The organism is Corynebacterium minutissimum (assembly GCF_016889765.1).
Lineage (GTDB): Bacteria > Actinomycetota > Actinomycetes > Mycobacteriales > Mycobacteriaceae > Corynebacterium > Corynebacterium minutissimum_B.
Window position 1 is genome coordinate 1,653,456 of record NZ_CP069533.1, and the last position, 19,154, is coordinate 1,672,609.

Consider the following 19,154-nt stretch of genomic DNA (forward strand, 5'->3'; position numbering starts at 1 on the left):
TGCCAATACTTTGGTCCTTCTTCTTCCTTCCAAGTAGCACCGGCTCCGTAGCGTCCTTCATGTCACTGAAGCATACGGGTCCACCTTAAGGTGGAACGATTGCTTTCCTGTTGTGACGCGTACAGAGGGTTTAGGGCCGCGGCTTTCCTTGAATCCAGTAGACGGACCAGATGACGTCCTCGCGCGGCACACCCCAGTCGTGCACGGCTATGGCACGCACTGCTTTGGCGAGGTCCCCTTCGCCGGATACCCATACCGAATCGGGTGCAGTATCCGGGGTGAAACGAGAGTCAAGGAGCTGTCTGGCACGCGCAATGTGTTCCTCGTGCGGAGCGGAAACCATGGTGAGCGAGCGAACCTTGCCGCTCCACGTTTCCTCAAATCCATCCTCAATTTCGTCGTCGCTTGCGACCAGTGCAACGACGTCGACCCCGCCCAAGGCGTCCGGTGAGAAAGCTTCGTAATGTTCCAGGATGTGCCACAGCGCCGGAAGAGCGGAGGCGTCTGCGAGTAACAGTTGTGATTTCCTAGGTTCTTGCCACCGTGCTTGTCCCGTATATATTCCTGCGGTATCCCCAGGTTGAGCCTTGCGGATCCAGTGCGTGCCCGGGCCATTATCGCCATGGGTTACCACGTCGACGTCGATAGTGTGGGCGTCATGATTGAGCCTGCGAATCGTGTACCACCGCAATGCTGGGCGAATCTTGGCGGGCAATCCCGTGACGGCGGCGCGAACATTGGAATCTTCAACCGGAAATGGCGAAAACTCCTGCCCGTCTTGGGGCATGAGGAGCCCAAAGTATTCGTCAGGCCCGGCTAACGGGTAGGAACCAAACGCTGGTGAGTGAAAAGTTAGTCGGTGTAGCCGTGGCTTGAGGCGGGTGTTCCCGGTGAGGGTGACGGGTAGTAGGCGGTGATGTGTCAAGGGGTGTGTTCCTAGGTAGGAGGGAGATTTGAAACCATCATAAAGTATAGGTTAGGCTAGGCTCAAATAAATTAGGGGGTGCGTATGCTCACGTGCCCGTTCGCAGTGAAGGAAAGGTTTATTCCATGGTTGCCATCAACCGGCGCGCGAAAGCCGTGCTTGCGATTGTCTCGGCGGTAGCGATTGCTCTGACGGGCTGCTCACGTGGAAGCGGCGATGACAGCGCGGGCGTGGCCGGCGCAGACGAGCCCAGGGTTGCAAGCCTTGGGCTGGGAGATGCCGATACCGTGCTGGCGCTCGGACTTACTCCCGTTGCTGTGGCCCCCTGGGGTGCGAAAGGGGATGGTGATCCCTCCGGAGTTGGTCCATGGGCGAAGGAGCTTTTGGGAGATGCCCAGCCCGAGGTGATCTATAACACCGCCTCCGGTTTCACGGCCGAGGTTCTTGAGCAGGTCACTGCCTCGGACCCCACACAGATCATCGCCGTGAACCAGGCAGTGGACCAGGAGGCAAAGAAATCCCTCGAGGATATCGCCCCGCTGACCGTGAAGCCCGAAGGTTTCGAGGACTGGCAGATCCCCTGGGATGAGCAAGTCAAGACCATCGCCTCTGCCGTGGATAAGGAAGAGGAGGGGGAGAAGCTCATTGACCAAGCAGAGGGCGCCTTTGAGCAGTTCAAGGACTCCCACCCGGAGCTGCAGGGCAAGCGCGCAGCCATCCTCATGCCCTATGGCGGGAAGCTGGGCCTCTACACGGCAGAAGACGGCCGTGGCCAGTTCATCGAAGACCTCGGCTTTGAGATCCCCAAGGAACTGCAGGGTGATGGTTCCAGCTTCTTCGTGGACTATGCCCCGGAAAACTACTCCCAGCTCAACAATGTGGACTATCTGTTCGTCTTGGATTACAACGGTGCGGTCGATGAGCTGAAGAAGGATTCCACATTCCAAGGCCTGGACGTGGTCACGGATGGCCGTGTTCGCTACCTGGACACAGACACCGGCAATGCGATGAGCGTGCCGAACCCGCTGACGATCCCGTGGGCCGTCAACAAGTTCGAAGAGCAGCTCTAAGTGCTCGCACTACCGAGGAAGGCTGACGCTATCCACGGTGCTGCGGGCACACACCACGACGACAAGGCGGCCACGCTGGACTCGCGGGGGAGAAGCCGCGCGCGGCTGACCACGGGACTCGTTATTGCGACCCTTCTCCTTTTCCTGTGCTCGCTGGTAGTGGGGTCAAGGGCTATCCCGTTGTCTGATCTGTTTGTTGCCCTCCTCCACGGGGGCGAAGCAGATATCGAGAACATCGTGTGGGATTTGCGTATCCCCCGCACGTTCGTGGCCTACTTCGCGGGAGCAGCAATCGCGGTATCGGGTGTCATCGCTCAGTCCTGGACTAGAAACCCCTTGGCTGATCCGGGCTTCATCGGTATCACCGCGGGAGCATCGTTCCTGGTTGCCCTCGGGACGGCGCTAGGTGTCGCCACCTCAACCGGGATGCGGACCGCGCTCGCCCTTGTAGGCGCCGGCCTGGCCACGGCATTAGTGCTGGGTGTATCTCGGCGGTTTCAGGATCCCTTGACGCTGGTCTTGGTCGGCGCAGGAGTTGCTGCTGCCTTGAGTTCTGGCGCCATGCTGATCGGCCTGTACTCCACGGATGTCCTCGACAGTATGCGTCGGTGGACCATCGGCTCCACGTTCGGGCGCGGCCCTGAGGATGTCGCCATCGCGGGTATCGGATTGCTCGTCGGGCTTATCATTGCCGTACGTGTGGCACGCCCGCTCGATCTTTTGGCAATGGGGGAGGAATCCTCGGTTGCCTTGGGTGGCTCGCCCTCGCTAACGCGGCGCGGAGCGGCCTTGAGCATCGTCATCTTAGCGGGCTGCGCTACCGCAGCGACGGGACCTGTTGCCTTCGTCGGGTTTGCCATTCCGCATCTGTTGCGCCGGCTTACGGGGCCAGAAGTCGCCGCAATGATCGCTCCTGCCGCATTACTCGGTGGTTGTTCCGTGCTCGCTGCGGATATTCTCGGCCGCCTCATCGCGGGCCCTTCAGAGTTGGAGATGTCCATCGTTGTGGCCTTTGTCGGCGCACCATTTCTCATCTGGGCCGTGCACCGAGGGGAGTACAAACTATGAGTGGGCGGGTGAAGGGGGACGTCGTCAAGCATCTGCGTTCCCAAGAGCGGCAACGCCGGACATGGATATGGGTGGCCACCTGCTTCTTTGTTCTGGTCGCGGCAAGCTCCTATGTCCTCCTGTTGGGACAAGGCCCAGTGGGCTTGAGCCCGGGGCAGGTTGTGGAGATCCTCAACGGCGGGGGAAGCCGAAGCGAGATTCGTGTTGTCTGGGACCTGCGCATGCCCGTAGCGCTAGCGACCCTCATCGTGGGTGCCGCGCTCGGCTTGGCGGGCTCGTGGACGCAATCGATGTCGCGCAATCCACTGGCTTCGCCGGACATCCTTGGCGTGACTGGTGGCGCGTCCGTCATGGTGGTCATCGGAACGGTGCTCTCCCGGCCTCTCCTCGCTGAGGGGCTCTCCATGTTCTGGTGGCGGGCGGGACTTGCGCTGCTGGGCGCGGTGCTAGCAGCCATCCTGCTCGTAGCACTTGGGGGAATCGGTACGAGCAACCGCATTGTTATCGTCGGAATCGCGCTGTCGCTGCTGTTTCATGCACTGGTGGCGTATTTGTTGCGTGCAGCCGAGATCCTCCGTGCGGCGCAATCCCAGCTATGGCTGGCAGGAACGACAGGCTTTGTTCGGATGGACGTCATTGTTCCACTGCTCGTGGGGTTGATGCCTTTCGTGGTTCTCGGCCTGTGGTGTGCTCGGGAGCTACCACTCCTGGCACACGATGATCTTTCGGCCCTCTCCTTGGGGGTCAACATCACGCGCACACGTGCTCTCCTGTTGGTTGCGGCTACGGGCATTTGCGCGGTGACCGTTTCCGTGGCTGGGCCTATCGGCTTCATTGCGCTTCTGGCCCCGCATGTGGGGCGCATTGTTGCCCGGACGCCCACGCCTGTGCCGCTGGTCTCCGGCGCTGCCGGCGCTGCCTTGTTGAGTGTGTGCGCTGTCATTGCTGGAATGCTTCCGATGGACGCTCCAGTGGGTGCGGTGTCTTCCATTATTGGTGGGTGTGCCTTGGTCATCTTGGTGTGGAATGCCGCACGGCGGAGAGGATAAAAGCTTGTGAATGATAGAGAAATTACGGCTACCGGCATTTATGCCGGTTATAAGGACGGGGAAGACATCCTGTCCGGCGTTGACCTGGTAGCCCGCCCGGGAGAAATCACCACGCTCATTGGGCCTAACGGCTGCGGAAAGTCCACGTTGCTGAAGACCCTGTCTAAGATTCTTCGCCCGCGGCAGGGACGTGTGCATATCGGCGAGATGGACGTGCACGCCATGAGCGCGAAGGAAGCAGCTACCCACGTGGCCCTTCTCCCGCAGCAGCCGACGGCGCCGGACGGGCTGCGGGTGGGCGAACTCGTCGCGCGTGGGCGCTACCCGCACCTGGGCCGCGGCAGGGGCCTGTCCGCGGAAGACCGCGACATCATCGCGCAGGCCTGCGTGGAGACTGGTATTACTGACTTCATCGATCGGGATATTGCGGCGCTCTCGGGTGGCCAACGCCAGCGGGTATGGCTCGCGCTTGCCTTGGCTCAGGACACGCCAGTGCTGCTTCTCGACGAACCCACCACCTTCCTCGATCCAGCCCACGCAATCAGCGTGCTGGAGCTTGTGCGTGCACAAGCCGACGCCGGGAAAACGGTGGTCGTTGTGCTGCACGATCTCATGTTGGCCGGCCAGTACTCCGACACCATGGTGGTCATGAACAACGGCGAGGTCATCGCGCAGGGAAGTCCCCGGCAGGCGCTGACGAAAGAAGTGCTGGCAGCCGCCTATGGCATCGACGTCGAGATCTGGGATGACCCGCGAAGCGACGCCCCCGTCATCGTTCCGCGTGGGGTGCTCAGGGACTAGGAATTCTCGTTGGGTGGCACGGGGAGAAAGAAGTCCCGAGAGCCGCGATTTGGAGTTGGCTAGCGTGGCTTGTATAGTTCCTAGCGAAGTTTGAACGGCCTGAAAGGTCGAGTCAAAGTTCACCGAAGACCGTCGGTCATCCGGATACCCGGATCGAAGGTTCCTCATCCTAGGGGACGGCCCACGCAGGAGACACTTTGCGATTAATCGCGGCATTCTCTTATGCCGCGCGCCCTGTGCTCTTGCACGGGGCTTTTGTTGTTTCGGTTGTCCATTGGGCAAGCGGAGTAGGGAAGGCCCCGGCGGAAAACACAAGAGATGTTTCGAAAGGAGGCGAAGTAGAAAATGGCAAACCCGAAGAACACCGCAGACCTGGCAAAGCTGAAGGAGAAGCTCGATGGCGCTAACTCCATCGTGCTGACCGAGTACCGTGGTCTGACCGTGGGTCAGCTCCAGGAGCTGCGTAACAACCTCGGCTTTGACGTTGAGTACTCCGTCGCCAAGAACACCCTCTTCAAGATCGCTGCCAACGAAGCTGGCATCGAGGGTCTTGACGAGCACCTGACTGGCCCGACCGCTATCGCGTTCATCAAGGGCGAGGCAGTGGATGCCGCTAAGGTCATCAAGAAGTTTGCTGATGACAACAAGGCATTCGTCGTCAAGGGTGGCTACATGGACGGCAACATCCTGTCTGCCGACCAGGTTGCAGCCATCGCTGAGCTGGACAACCGCGAGACCACTCTCGCCAAGCTGGCTGGCGCCATGAAGGGTTCTATGGCAAAGGCTGCTGCCGTATTCAACGCTCCTGCTACCAAGATGGTCCGCACCGCTGCGGCCCTGCAGGACAAGAAGGCTGCAGAAGCTTAAGACGCCGGCATACGGCGCACAACTTAAACACACACACTTTTATCTGGCCGCCTAGGGTGGCCAGGAACACTGAGAAAGGATGCCAATCATGGCTAAGCTCACCAAGGACGAGCTCATTGAAGCTTTCAAGGAAATGACCCTCATCGAGCTCTCCGAGTTCGTTAAGGAATTCGAGGAGGTCTTCGACGTTGAGGCCGCTGCTCCGGTTGCTGCCGTTGCTGCTGGTGCCCCGGCTGCCGGCGGTGCCGCTGAGGAAGAGAAGACCGAGTTCGACGTCGTTCTGACCGACGCTGGTGCTAAGAAGATCGGCGTTATTAAGGCTGTTCGCGAGATCGTCTCCGGCCTGGGCCTGAAGGAAGCCAAGGAAATGGTTGAGGGTGCTCCGAAGGCTATCCTCGAGGGCGCTTCCAAGGATGACGCTGAGGCTGCCAAGGCTAAGCTCGAAGAGGCTGGCGCTTCCGTCGAGCTCAAGTAATTCACCTGAATTACTCAAGCTTTCCTGCGCGGCACTCTCGCTGCGCACCAACAACCTCGTTCCGCATGTGCGCGGTGCGGGGTTGTTCCCGTTTTAATGAATGTGGGCTGTAGAATGAGCCACCATGCTGCCCAAGTCCCGCATCTTCTCCGTCCTCCTGCTCGGCCTCGGCGTTGCGTTGATCGCGGCCGGCCTGGCGGCGTCGAGCTTCTTGAGCTTTAGCCCGCGCCTGCCGCTGGACATCAAGGACACCACGTGGACGATGCAGGATGAGAACGCCACCGCGCAGGAGCTGTCCGCAGAGGGCGTCTCGCAGTACGAGGGGCCGATGACCTATCAGCTCAACCTGGACATCCAGGATCCGGCGGACAAGGAGACAGCAACGCTGCGAGTCGGCGAATCCGCCATCCGCGGTGGCACGGGCAACGTGGAAGACTTAAGCTTTGCGCGCGTGTGGAATTATCCCGTCGACCGCCTCAGCGGTGAGGCCACGGGCCCGGCAGCACTTTCTCATACCATGGGCTCGCCCACGGCGGAGGTTCCCGTTGAGGGCTACTGGTTAAAGCTTCCCGCCGATGCTGAGCAGACCACCTATCCGGTCTTCGACCCGGTGCTGCGCAAAGCAGCCGACGCCGTGTTCGAGGAGTCCCTCGAGATCGACGGCCGTACGGTCTACCGCTACCACCAGGAGATTGAACCCACCAACGTGGCTACCCTTTATGCCGGGAACACGACCACCACGCTGAGCAATGAGGATGGTTCCACCGAGCAGGGCTATCTTTTCCACGCTGCAACACGGGACCTCTTTGTGGACCAAGCCACCGGGCTCGTCGTGGGTATGGACGTCGATATCAAGGACTACTGGGCTGACCGTGAGGGCAACGAACGTGAGGTGCAGCTCGCGTTTCAGGGTGCAACTGATGAGGAGTCCCGCGCGGAGCTCCTTCAGCAGGCCGGGCGCTTCCCACGCAGTGCTGTGGGGCAGTGGGTACGCTGGGGCGGCGTTGGAGTCGGTGCCGTTCTGGTGTTGCTTGGGGCGCTGGGCGCTTTCCGACGTCCCACCAACCGCCACTCCCGCTAGCCGCTCGCGCTAGAGGCCCGCGCGTGCGGATCTCGGTAGCGACACGCCGCGTGCGCGTTTCGCCTTTACAAGGCTGCCCTTATGCTATAGGCTAATTCGTTGCGCTGGAATCTGGATCTTTAGTGCACATTTAGCCTTTCGAGCGGTGATGGCAAAACCGACTTGACAAGGTGATTTTGTGCATTCTAAACCCAGTCACTCCACAGCAGACCGAATGCTAAATCTACCAGCGGTTTTGCACCTCACCGGCCAGGGTGGGGCCGCAATCCGCCAGAGGTACTGGAAGGACCCATCTTGGCAGTCTCCCGCCAGACCAAGTCAGTGGCCAACATCCCTGGAGCCCCGAAGCGATACTCCTTCGCTAAAATCAGCGAGCCCATCGCTGTGCCGGGCCTCCTTGATCTACAACTCGATTCTTACGCGTGGCTCATCGGTACCCCCGAGTGGCGCGAACGCGAGCAGGCAGAGCGCGGCGACGACGCACGCGTGACGAGCGGCCTTGAGGATATCCTCGAGGAGCTTTCTCCGATTCAGGATTACTCGGGCAACATGTCCTTGTCCCTGTCGGAGCCTCGCTTCGAGCCGGTGAAGAACACCGTGGACGAGTGCAAAGAGAAGGACATCAACTACTCGGCGCCACTGTACGTCACCGCAGAATTTATTAATAACGATACCCAGGAGATTAAGTCCCAGACCGTCTTCATCGGCGATTTCCCGATGATGACCGATAAGGGCACCTTCATCGTCAACGGCACCGAGCGCGTTATTGTCTCGCAGCTCGTGCGTTCCCCGGGTGTCTACTTCGACCAGACCATCGACAAGTCCACCGAGCGCCCGCTGCACTCCGTGAAGGTTATTCCTTCCCGCGGTGCGTGGCTCGAGTTTGACGTCGATAAGCGCGACACCGTCGGCGTTCGTATCGACCGTAAGCGCCGCCAGCCGGTGACGGTTCTGCTCAAGGCCCTGGGATGGACCGAAGAGCAGATTAAGGAGCGCTTCGGCTTCTCCGAGCTCATGATGTCCACCCTCGAGTCCGATGGCGTGGCCAACACCGACGAGGCTCTCCTGGAGATCTACCGCAAGCAGCGCCCGGGCGAGCAGCCCACGCGTGACCTTGCGCAGGCCCTGCTGGATAACTCCTTCTTCCGCGCGAAGCGCTACGACCTGGCCAAGGTGGGCCGCTACAAGGTCAACCGCAAGCTCGGCTTGGGCGGTGACCACGATGGTCTGATGACCCTGACCGAGGAAGACATCGCTGTCACCCTCGAATACCTCGTGCGCCTGCACGCAGGTGAGCGTGAGATGAAGGCTCCGAACGGCGAGATGATCTCCATCCACACCGACGATATCGACCACTTCGGTAACCGTCGTCTCCGCACCGTGGGCGAGCTCATCCAGAACCAGGTCCGTGTGGGCCTGTCCCGTATGGAGCGCGTCGTGCGCGAGCGTATGACTACTCAGGATGCAGAGTCGATTACCCCGACCTCCCTGATTAACGTCCGCCCGGTTTCTGCTGCCATCCGAGAGTTCTTCGGTACCTCCCAGCTCTCGCAGTTCATGGACCAGAACAACTCCCTGTCTGGCCTGACCCACAAGCGCCGTCTGTCCGCGCTGGGCCCGGGCGGTCTGTCCCGTGAGCGCGCCGGCATTGAGGTGCGAGACGTCCACGCGTCGCACTACGGCCGTATGTGCCCGATTGAGACCCCTGAGGGTCCGAACATTGGTCTGATCGGTTCGCTGGCTTCCTACGCTCGCGTGAACGCCTTCGGCTTCATCGAGACCCCGTACCGCAAGGTTGTGGACGGCAAGGTCACCGACCAGGTGGAGTACCTCACCGCCGATGAAGAGGATCGCTACGCCATCGCCCAGGCCGAGGTGGAGAAGGATGCTGACGGCACCCTGACTGCTGACCGTATCGAGGTCCGCCTCAAGGACGGCGATATCGGCGTGACCGATGCCTCCGGTGTCGACTACGTTGACGTCTCCCCGCGTCAGATGGTTTCCGTGGCAACCGCCATGATTCCGTTCCTCGAGCACGACGATGCTAACCGTGCCCTCATGGGCGCGAACATGCAGCGTCAGGCCGTGCCGCTGGTGCGTTCCGAGGCCCCGTACGTAGGCACCGGTATGGAGCAGCGCGCTGCATACGACGCGGGTGACCTCATCATCACCCCGAAGGCGGGCGTGGTGGAGAACGTCACCGCGGACCTCATCACCATCATGGATGACGAGGGCCAGCGTGATACCTACATGCTGCGCAAGTTCGAGCGCACCAACCAGAACACCAACTACAACCAGACTCCGCTGGTGTCCTTGGGTGACCGTGTGGAGGCAGGCCAGGTGCTTGCCGACGGCCCCGGTACCCACAACGGTGAGATGTCCCTCGGCCGCAACCTGCTGGTTGCCTTCATGCCGTGGGAAGGCCACAACTACGAGGACGCCATCATTCTCAACCAGCGCATCGTGGAGGAAGACATCCTCACCTCGATTCACATCGAGGAGCACGAGATTGACGCTCGCGATACCAAGCTGGGCCCGGAGGAGATTACTCGCGAGATTCCGAACGTCTCCGATGACGTTCTGCGTGACCTTGACGAGCGCGGCATCGTCCGCATTGGTGCCGACGTCCGCGCCGGCGACATCCTGGTGGGTAAGGTCACACCGAAGGGTGAGACCGAGCTGACCCCGGAGGAGCGCCTGCTGCGCGCCATCTTCGGCGAGAAGGCTCGCGAGGTGCGCGATACCTCCATGAAGGTGCCGCACGGTGAGACCGGTAAGGTCATTGGTGTCTCCCGCTTCTCCCGCGAGGATGACGACGACCTGGCTCCGGGCGTCAACGAGATGATCCGCGTCTACGTGGCTCAGAAGCGCAAGATCCAGGACGGCGATAAGCTCGCCGGCCGCCACGGCAACAAGGGTGTTGTGGGCAAGATCCTGCCGCCGGAGGATATGCCGTTCATGGAGGATGGCACCCCGGTCGACATCATCCTCAACACCCACGGTGTGCCGCGTCGTATGAACATCGGTCAGGTTCTTGAGGTTCACCTCGGCTGGCTGGCGCACGCTGGTTGGAAGATCGATACCGAGGATCCGGCCAACGCCGATCTGCTGAAGAAGCTGCCGGAAGAGCTGTACGACGTCCCACCGGAGTCCCTTACCGCAACCCCGGTCTTCGACGGCGCTACCAACGAAGAGATCTCCCGCCTGCTGGCTTCCTCCAAGCCGAACCGCGATGGTGACGTCATGGTGGATGAGCACGGTAAGGCCCGCCTCTTCGACGGCCGCTCCGGCGAGCCGTACATGTACCCGGTATCCGTCGGCTACATGTACATGCTCAAGCTGCACCACTTGGTCGACGAGAAGATTCACGCTCGTTCCACCGGTCCGTACTCCATGATTACCCAGCAGCCGCTAGGTGGTAAGGCACAGTTCGGTGGCCAGCGCTTCGGTGAGATGGAGGTGTGGGCAATGCAGGCATATGGCGCTGCCTACACCCTGCAGGAGCTCCTGACCATCAAGTCCGATGACGTCGTCGGCCGTGTCAAGGTCTACGAGGCAATCGTCAAGGGCGATAACATCCCGGATCCGGGTATTCCGGAGTCCTTCAAGGTCCTCCTGAAGGAGCTGCAGTCCCTGTGCCTCAACGTGGAAGTTCTTTCCACCGATGGCACCCCGATGGAACTGTCCGGCTCCGATGATGACGAGTTGGATGGCGCCCCGTCCCTGGGTATTAACCTGTCCCGCGACGAGCGCTCCGACGCTGACATCGCCTAATAGCTGCCTAATTACTGTCTAGTTGCTTGGTCCGCCCCACATGGAGGGCGGGCATAGAAAATTACTAACTCATAAAAGCCATCAACTTCCCCCGCCACGGGGGATGAAAGGGAGACATTACGTGTTTGACGTAAATCTCTTCGACGAGCTCCGTATCGGTCTGGCCACCGCCGATGACATCCGCCGCTGGTCCAAGGGCGAAGTCAAGAAGCCCGAGACCATTAACTACCGAACCCTCAAGCCGGAGAAGGACGGCCTCTTCTGCGAGCGCATCTTCGGCCCTACCCGCGACTGGGAGTGCTCCTGCGGTAAGTACAAGCGTGTCCGCTACAAGGGCATCATCTGCGAGCGCTGCGGCGTTGAGGTGACCAAGTCCAAGGTGCGTCGTGAGCGCATGGGCCACATTGAGCTGGCCGCGCCGGTTACCCACATCTGGTACTTCAAGGGCGTTCCTTCCCGCCTGGGCTACCTGCTGGACCTGGCTCCGAAGGACCTTGAGCGCATCATCTACTTCGCTGCCAACATCATCACCTCTGTGGACGAGGAAGCTCGCCACAATGACCAGTCCACTCTGGAAGCAGAAATGCTGCTGGAGAAGAAGGACGTGGAGGATGACGTCGAGGCAGAGATCGCCGAGCGCGCTGCCAAGCTTGAGCAGGATCTGGCTGAGCTGGAGGCCGCCGGCGCTAAGGCTGACGCGCGCCGCAAGGTCCAGAACGCTGCCGACAAGGAGATGCAGCACATCCGCGAGCGCGGTGAGCGCGAGGTTGCTCGCCTCGACGAAATCTGGAACACCTTCATCAAGCTGGCTCCGAAGCAGATGATCATTGATGAGACTATCTACGAAGAGCTGGTTGACCGCTACGAGGATTACTTCACCGGCGGTATGGGTGCTGAGGCTATCCAGACCCTCATCCGCAACTTTGATCTCGAGGCTGAGGCTGAGGTTCTCAAGGAGATCATCAACAACGGCAAGGGCCAGAAGAAGATGCGTGCCCTTAAGCGCCTCAAGGTTGTCGCAGCCTTCCTGCGCTCGGGCAACGACCCGGCCGGCATGGTGCTCGACGCTATCCCGGTCATCCCGCCGGAGCTGCGCCCGATGGTGCAGTTGGACGGTGGCCGCTTCGCCACCTCCGACCTCAACGACCTTTACCGTCGCGTCATCAACCGCAACAACCGCCTTAAGCGCATGATCGACCTCGGTGCGCCCGAGATCATCGTGAACAACGAGAAGCGCATGTTGCAGGAGTCCGTCGATGCGCTGTTCGACAACGGCCGCCGCGGCCGTCCGGTCACTGGCCCGGGCAACCGCCCGCTGAAGTCCCTGTCTGACCTGCTCAAGGGTAAGCAGGGCCGCTTCCGCCAGAACCTGCTGGGTAAGCGTGTGGACTACTCCGGCCGTTCCGTGATTATCGTTGGTCCGCAGCTTAAGCTGCACGAGTGTGGTCTGCCGAAGCTCATGGCACTGGAGCTGTTCAAGCCCTTCGTTATGAAGCGTCTGGTGGAGAATGACTACGCCCAGAACATCAAGTCCGCCAAGCGCATGGTGGAGCGTCAGCGCCCTGAGGTGTGGGACGTCCTTGAAGAGGCCATTTCTGAGCACCCGGTGATGCTGAACCGTGCACCGACCCTGCACCGCCTGGGTATCCAGGCCTTCGAGCCGAAGCTCGTGGAGGGTAAGGCCATCCAGCTGCACCCGCTGGCTTGTGAGGCGTTCAACGCCGACTTCGACGGTGACCAGATGGCAGTCCACCTGCCGCTGTCCGCCGAGGCACAGGCTGAGGCCCGCGTTCTTATGCTGGCCTCCAACAACATTCTGTCCCCGGCGTCCGGTAAGCCGCTGGCTATGCCGCGCCTGGATATGGTTACCGGCCTCTACTACCTCACCATGGACAAGGGCGAGGACGAGATCGGTGGCGCGGGACGTTACCGTGAAGCTACCGAGGACCAGCCTGCACAGGGTGTCTACTCCTCCTACGCGGAGGCCATCATGGCTCGTGACCGCGGTGTGCTGGGCCTGCAGGCCCCGATCAAGGTGCGCATCTCCCACCTGCGTCCGCCGGCAGATATCGAGGCCGAGCACTTCCCGGATGGTTGGCAGAAGGGCCAGGCCTGGATGGCGGAGACCACCCTGGGCCGCATCATGTTCAACGACCTGCTGCCATGGAACTACCCGTACCTTGAGGGCGTCATGGTCCGTAAGGGCGGTGCTGGCAACAAGATGCTGCTCGGTGACGTCATTAATGACCTCGCCGCGAAGTACCCGATGATCACCGTTGCCCAGGTTCTGGACAAGATGAAGGACGCTGGCTTCTACTGGGCCACCCGTTCTGGCGTGACCATCACCATGGATGACGTTCTGGTTCTCCCGAACAAGCATGAGGTGCTCGAGTCCTACGAGAAGGAAGCAGAGCGCATCGAGCGCAAGTACTGGGAGCAGGGTGCTCTTACCGAGCGCGAGCGCTACGACCGCCTCGTTGAGCTGTGGAAGGATGCTACCGATACCGTCGGTGAGGCCGTCGAGAACATGTACCCGGATGACAACCCGATTCCGATGATCGTGAAGTCCGGTGCTGCGGGTAACATGCGTCAGATCTGGACCCTGGCCGGTATGAAGGGCATGGTTGTGAACTCCAAGGGTGACTACATCACCCGTCCGATTAAGACCTCCTTCCGTGAGGGCCTGTCGGTTCTGGAGTACTTCAACAACTCCCACGGTTCCCGTAAGGGCCTGGCGGATACCGCTCTGCGTACCGCCGACTCCGGCTACCTCACCCGTCGTCTTGTGGACGTGGCACAGGATGTCATCGTCCGCGAGGAAGACTGTGGCACCCGTCAGGGTGTGCGCGTCCCGCTCGGCGTCGAGATCGCCGAAGGTTCCTACGACCTGCACGAGCTGTGGGAGACCTCCGCATCTGGTCGCGTCGTCGCTGGCGACGTCAAGGATGAGAACGGCGAGGTTATCGCTGAGGCTGGCGCCGACCTCACTGAGGAGCTCAGCCGCAAGATCGTCAACGCTGGCGTTCTGGAGATCAAGGTCCGCTCCGTGCTGACCTGCCAGACCCCGGCTGGTGTCTGTGCGAAGTGCTACGGCAAGTCCATGGCCTCCGGCCAGCTGGTCGACATCGGCGAGGCAGTCGGCATCGTGGCCGCACAGTCCATTGGTGAGCCGGGTACCCAGCTGACCATGCGTACCTTCCACCAGGGTGGTGTCGGTGGCGATATTACCGGTGGTCTGCCGCGTGTTCAGGAGCTCTTCGAGGCCCGCAACCCGAAGAACCGCGCACCGATCGCTTCTGTCGACGGCACCGTGTCCCTGTCGGATGAGGGTAACTTCTGGACCCTGACCATCACCCCGGATGATGGCTCTGACAACGTGGTCTATGAGAAGCTGTCGAAGCGCCAGGGCCTGGCTCAGGTCCGCCGCCCGATGGAGTCCAACCCGGATGCCATGATTGAGCGCTCCCTGCGCGATGGCGACCACGTGGAGACCGGTGACCGTCTGATGCGCGGTGCTGCTGATCCGCACGACGTGCTGGAGGTCCTTGGCCGTCGTGGTGTGGAGAAGCACCTCATCGACGAGGTCCAGGCTGTTTACCGTGCACAGGGTGTGGCTATCCACGACAAGCACATCGAGATCATCATTCGCCAGATGTTGCGTCGCGGTACCGTCATCGACGCGGGTACCACGGACTTGCTGCCGGGTAACCTTATTGACCTTTCTGAGGCTAAGCAGGTTAATGCTGCTCAGGTTGCTGAGGGTGGTCAGCCGGCTCAGCTGCGTAGTGAGATCATGGGTATCACCAAGGCCTCTCTGGCTACCGAGTCCTGGCTGTCTGCGGCTTCCTTCCAGGAGACCACGCGCGTGCTTACCGACGCCGCCATCAACAAGCGCTCGGATCAGCTCATTGGCCTGAAGGAGAACGTCATCATCGGTAAGCTGATCCCGGCCGGTACCGGCATTTCCCGCTACCGCAACATCAGCGTTAAGCCGACTGAGGCCGCACGCAACGCTGCGTACTCCATCCCGACCTACGGTGACTCCATCTACGGCGACGATGGCTTCGGTGAGTTCACCGGCGCTTCCGTGCCGCTGGAGGAGGACTACACCTACTAAGGCTTCGATTCTGAAGTGAGAGGCGAAAAACACTCACCGCTAAAGACCCGATTCCCCACCTGCCACAGTGGAGCAGGTGGGGAATCGGGTCTTTTACCATCAGCGAGCATGGGCGAGTTGTTCGTTCGGCTAGTTCTTATTTCTTCTTAAGGAAGATTTCCACCCTTTCGGGCTGAGCTTCCTCAATATCGCTGGTTAACGGTGTTAAGTTGCGCCTGAACGCCCATCTCATTAACCTGAGCGAAGGATAAGTTAATAGTCATTTTGTTCATACAGAGAGTTGGCTGCGCACACGACCGCACTAGCATCTCTATCCAGGCTTGGGGGCTCGCGATGAAGCTTTTCCTTTCCTTAAGCAGTAGGCGAGAGTCCCCTTGGGGGTCGGTGCACTAAGGGCCGGCCTCAGTGTGCCCCGCCGTGGGGGTCAGAGACCACGGCGGGGCACTGCGCAGTTTTACGGGGCCGCGGGGGCTGGGCCGTGCCATTGCGCAAGGCTGTTAAGGAGGACCTCGTCAGAATCGCGCTTGGCCTCACGGTTGGCCGCCACCGTGCCACCCATCATGACCTCCCAGGAGGGGCCGACGAGCTCATCAATGTTCTCGTGAAAAAGGTGGCCGGCGCCCTCGTAGATGTGAGGTTCAAGGTCGTCGTTCTGCTCGCTCAGAGCCTTGGCGGCGACATCGGCTTGCCACATTGCGTCCTCCGTCCCGGCGAAGAGGAGTCCATGACCATCGAACTGGCTGAGGTCAATGACGGTTTCTGGGTCGGCAGCGGCGGCGATGGCTTCATAGCCAGCGCGATAGGACACCGGCAGACCAAGGGCCAAGCGTGTCATGAGTTTGCCAAACTCGGCTCCCTGCTCAGCAGCAAATTTGCCAAACTCGGGTCCCTGCTCAGCAGCAAAGGGGACGGGTTCGCCCTTCCATGTAAAGCTGCTCCGTGTGCCGCTATCACGCTGGTAGTTGAGGTTGCCGTACGTGTGATCCGCAGGGGTGTAGAGCACAATGTTGCTGATCTCTGGGTAACGAGCCGCCAAGTTTGCAGTGAGCTCCGCGCCCTTTGAGGTGCCGATGACGGTCAGCGGTTGAACACCATTGCCCTTCTCGTTGGCATAGGCAATGACCTCATCAAAGAATTCGAGTGGGACTTCATCAATAAATTCCTTTTGGCCGGGTTGTCCAAAGAAGTAGAGGTCGAGCACATCGTAGCCGTTATCGCGGAGGAGTTGAGCCTGTTCCACGTTGGCGCCGCCGTCGGAGCCACCGAAGACGACGACCGTGCCGGGGTGGGCGTCACCAAGCGGCGAGAGGTGGAACCCCTTCATGTAGTCGCCGTTGATTTTCTCCACGCCGTTCTCGCTGAGAATTCGATCATCCCCGCCCTCGGGGTTTTCGGGGATTGCATAACGATTGGTGTTGATGGAACGGGCAATCCATACACCCGCGATCAGGAGGACCAAGCACAGGAGAATAATCCCTAAGATCGTGAGAATAGCTTTGATAGCTCGCATGGCGGATGTCTCCTTTATTTCCTGATGTGGTGTGCGCCGCTATCTCCATTGTATTGCGTGGGAGTGCTGAAGGTGCTGGATGTGCCCTTATCGGGGCTGCTTGCTAAGCTGTCACTGCTTTTAAGCTTTCTGTGGCAGCACTGTGAAGAGCTCGCCGCTTTCAACTGCACATCGTCACGGGTGCTTCCTGTCTGCATGCTGCTTCGCAGCGCCCGGGAGGAGGCTGAGATGCCGCCAAGGTAGCGGCGAACCGTTGAACCTGATCCGGGTAATGCCGGCGAGAGGGAGGAAAAATGAATTCTGTATCCACGTCCGGTGCAGGTGTTTCTGGCGCTGCACCGCGGAGCCTGAACTGGCGCATCGTGGACATCGTGGTGGCATCCGTATTGGGTGTAGCCTGTGGTTTCGTGTTCCTGGTGTGGAACACGGTGGGCTACGCCTGGTTCCAAGCCATGGATGCGTTCACGCCGGGACTTGGTGGTATTGCCACGGGTATCTGGCTGATTGGTGGTGTCATCGGTGGCCTCGTCATCCGCAAGCCGGGTGCAGCACTCTACGTCGAGCTGCTTGCTGCGATCGTCTCTGCTGTACTGGGCTCGCAGTGGGGTATTAGTACTTTGTATTCGGGTATTGCGCAGGGCATTGGCGTGGAGATCGTCCTCGCCATCTTCCTCTACCGCCGCTTTGGTCTGGGCGTTGCCATGCTCGGCGGTATGGCGGCCGGCTGGGGCGCATTCGTGCTGGAGCTGTTTACCTCCGGAAACCTAGGCAAGACCCTGCAGTTCAACATCATCTACTTCGTCACCCTGAGTATCTCCGGATCGATTTTGGCCGGTGCGGTGGGCTTCTTTGTAGTCAAGGCGCTGGCGAAGACAGGCGCGCTGGATCGCTTCGCGGTTGGCCGTGAACAGCATTCCGCCTAGTTGCGGAGTGCTGGTGAGGTCAATAGCGGAGTGCTGGTGAGGTTATTTTCGCAGTATGAGTGAGGTAAGTGCTGCGGGGGCCACGAAGGTTACGGCCCGCGGCTACGGCTGGACCCATGCGGGCCGCGCCGCGGCAGCCCTAGCGGATATTGACTTTGTCATTGAACCGGGGGAGAAGGTGCTGCTGTGCGGCGATTCCGGTTCGGGCAAATCCACGCTGTTGGCTGCCATTGCTGGCGTGCTCGGTGGAGATGATGAAGGAACTCGTGTGGGGGAGATTCTTCTCGAGGGTGCTGAAGGAAATGTTGAGCAGCCCGGCCGTACCATCCCGGTGGGTTTGGTGCTCCAGGACCCGGATTCCCAGGTGATTGCTGCACGCGTGGGCGATGACGTGGCTTTTGGCTGCGAGAATCTGGCTTACCCCCGCGAGGAGATCTGGCAGCGCGTGACCGCCGCGCTCGAGATTGTGGGGCCTTATGTTGACCTCGACTTTCCTACCGAACGGCTCTCCGGCGGGCAGAAGCAGCGCCTGGCCTTGGCGGGTGTGATTGCGATGGGCGCGGGCGTCGTTCTGCTCGACGAGCCCACGGCGAACCTGGACCCGGAAGGTGCGCGCGATGTCATCGAAGCCGTTTCCACCATGGTGGAGCGCACCGGAGCTACCCTCATCGTGGTCGAGCACCAGCACGCCGCGTGGAAAGGCGTGCTGGACCGAGCTATTGAGCTCAAGGACGGGCGCATCGTGGCGGATGGGCCGCTTGACAGCGTCGTGGCGAACCGCGCAGTTACTGATTTGCCGAACGCGAGGGGCGTCGCCAAGCACAGCGAACCCGCCCTGTGGAGCACCGATCTGGTCACGCGCTTCGGCCCGCCGCGCAGTTTTGAGCTGCCGCGCGGTGCGTCAACGGTGATCACGGGGCCGAATGGTGCGGGTAAGACCACGTGGATGATGACCGTGGCTGGGCTCCTTCCTGCGGAGTCGGGTGAGATTGGGGTCGCGGACTTCGTGCGGCGTGGTCTGAAGGGCTCACCCTTGGAGTGGAAGTCTAGGGAGCTCGCTGACCGCATCGGTTTCGTCTTCCAGAACCCCGAGCACCAGTTCGTCGCCCGCACGGTGGCTGAGGAGCTGCGCGTGGGACCGAAAGTTATGCGTCGTGAAGTCCCCGAGGCGCACATTGCCGAGCTGGTCGAGTCCCTCCGCTTGGGGCACCTCCTCAACGCCAACCCGTTCACGTTGTCGGGAGGGGAGAAGCGCCGTCTGTCCGTAGCTACGGCACTGGTGAGTGCGCCGGAGGTGCTGCTGCTCGACGAACCCACCTTCGGCCAAGATCCCCACACCTTCAGCGAGCTGGTGTGGCTGCTGCGCCGCATGGCCGATGAGGGAACGACGATTGCCTCCGTGACGCATGACCCGCTCTTTATTTCCGCCCTCGGCGATCACCGTGTGGAGGTGACCCGTGGCTAATCTTTCTTCGTCTCGTCCCTCCTCGGTGA

13 protein-coding genes and 1 riboswitch are annotated in these 19,154 nt (G+C 60.8%); of the genes, 11 read left to right on the forward strand and 2 right to left on the reverse strand.

Going from position 1 to position 19,154, the window contains the following annotated elements; translation table 11 throughout:
* Nucleotides 1-130 precede the first annotated feature (130 nt).
* The gene (locus I6J26_RS07690) at nt 131-925 is read right to left on the reverse strand and encodes a siderophore-interacting protein (RefSeq protein ID WP_115021134.1); all 795 of its coding nucleotides are present in this window, start codon (nt 923-925) and stop codon (nt 131-133) included.
* A 125-nt stretch (nt 926-1,050) separates the two neighbouring features.
* Between I6J26_RS07690 and I6J26_RS07695 the strand changes: the two genes are divergently transcribed.
* The 9 genes from I6J26_RS07695 (at nt 1,051) to I6J26_RS07735 (ending at nt 15,227) form a co-directional block, all read left to right on the forward strand.
* On the forward strand, nt 1,051-1,995 hold the full coding sequence (locus I6J26_RS07695; RefSeq protein ID WP_115021135.1) for an ABC transporter substrate-binding protein: 945 nt from the start codon (nt 1,051-1,053) through the stop codon (nt 1,993-1,995).
* The gene (locus I6J26_RS07700) at nt 1,996-3,063 is read left to right on the forward strand and encodes a FecCD family ABC transporter permease (RefSeq protein ID WP_115021136.1); all 1,068 of its coding nucleotides are present in this window, start codon (nt 1,996-1,998) and stop codon (nt 3,061-3,063) included.
* The gene (locus I6J26_RS07705; protein WP_115021137.1) at nt 3,060-4,112 is read left to right on the forward strand and encodes a FecCD family ABC transporter permease; all 1,053 of its coding nucleotides are present in this window, start codon (nt 3,060-3,062) and stop codon (nt 4,110-4,112) included. The genes I6J26_RS07700 and I6J26_RS07705 overlap by 4 nt, the downstream gene beginning before the upstream one ends.
* A 6-nt stretch (nt 4,113-4,118) precedes the next feature.
* Nucleotides 4,119-4,913 carry an ABC transporter ATP-binding protein gene (locus I6J26_RS07710; protein ID WP_115021138.1) on the forward strand — a complete coding sequence of 265 codons (795 nt, stop codon included), beginning with the start codon at nt 4,119-4,121 and terminating at the stop codon, nt 4,911-4,913.
* A 345-nt stretch (nt 4,914-5,258) separates the two neighbouring features.
* Nucleotides 5,259-5,780: a 50S ribosomal protein L10 gene (gene rplJ, locus I6J26_RS07715; RefSeq protein ID WP_039673585.1), complete on the forward strand. Its 522-nt coding sequence runs from the start codon at nt 5,259-5,261 to the stop codon at nt 5,778-5,780.
* Nucleotides 5,781-5,868: 88 nt separating this feature from the next.
* The gene (rplL, locus tag I6J26_RS07720; RefSeq protein WP_039673587.1) at nt 5,869-6,255 is read left to right on the forward strand and encodes a 50S ribosomal protein L7/L12; all 387 of its coding nucleotides are present in this window, start codon (nt 5,869-5,871) and stop codon (nt 6,253-6,255) included.
* 124 nt (nt 6,256-6,379) lie between these two features.
* On the forward strand, nt 6,380-7,336 hold the full coding sequence (locus tag I6J26_RS07725; RefSeq protein ID WP_115021139.1) for a DUF3068 domain-containing protein: 957 nt from the start codon (nt 6,380-6,382) through the stop codon (nt 7,334-7,336).
* Nucleotides 7,337-7,630: 294 nt separating this feature from the next.
* A complete protein-coding gene (locus I6J26_RS07730) occupies nt 7,631-11,110 on the forward strand; it encodes a DNA-directed RNA polymerase subunit beta (protein WP_039673593.1) in 3,480 nt (1,159 codons plus the stop codon).
* A gap of 121 nt (nt 11,111-11,231) precedes the next feature.
* Nucleotides 11,232-15,227 (forward strand): DNA-directed RNA polymerase subunit beta', encoded by a 3,996-nt coding sequence (locus I6J26_RS07735; protein ID WP_115021140.1) that lies wholly within the window; start codon nt 11,232-11,234, stop codon nt 15,225-15,227.
* A gap of 454 nt (nt 15,228-15,681) precedes the next feature.
* On the opposite strand, the gene I6J26_RS07740 is transcribed toward I6J26_RS07735, so the two are convergent.
* A complete protein-coding gene (locus tag I6J26_RS07740) occupies nt 15,682-16,737 on the reverse strand; it encodes an acyl-CoA thioester hydrolase/BAAT C-terminal domain-containing protein (RefSeq protein WP_115021141.1) in 1,056 nt (351 codons plus the stop codon).
* 166 nt (nt 16,738-16,903) lie between these two features.
* Nucleotides 16,904-17,041, forward strand: a riboswitch (TPP riboswitch).
* Between I6J26_RS07740 and I6J26_RS07745 the strand changes: the two genes are divergently transcribed.
* Nucleotides 17,031-17,660: an ECF transporter S component gene (locus tag I6J26_RS07745; RefSeq protein WP_115021142.1), complete on the forward strand. Its 630-nt coding sequence runs from the start codon at nt 17,031-17,033 to the stop codon at nt 17,658-17,660. (Overlaps the previous riboswitch by 11 nt.)
* A 55-nt stretch (nt 17,661-17,715) precedes the next feature.
* Complete coding sequence (locus I6J26_RS07750) at nt 17,716-19,125, forward strand: ABC transporter ATP-binding protein (RefSeq protein ID WP_115021143.1); 1,410 nt, start codon at nt 17,716-17,718, stop codon at nt 19,123-19,125.
* Nucleotides 19,126-19,154 lie beyond the last annotated feature (29 nt).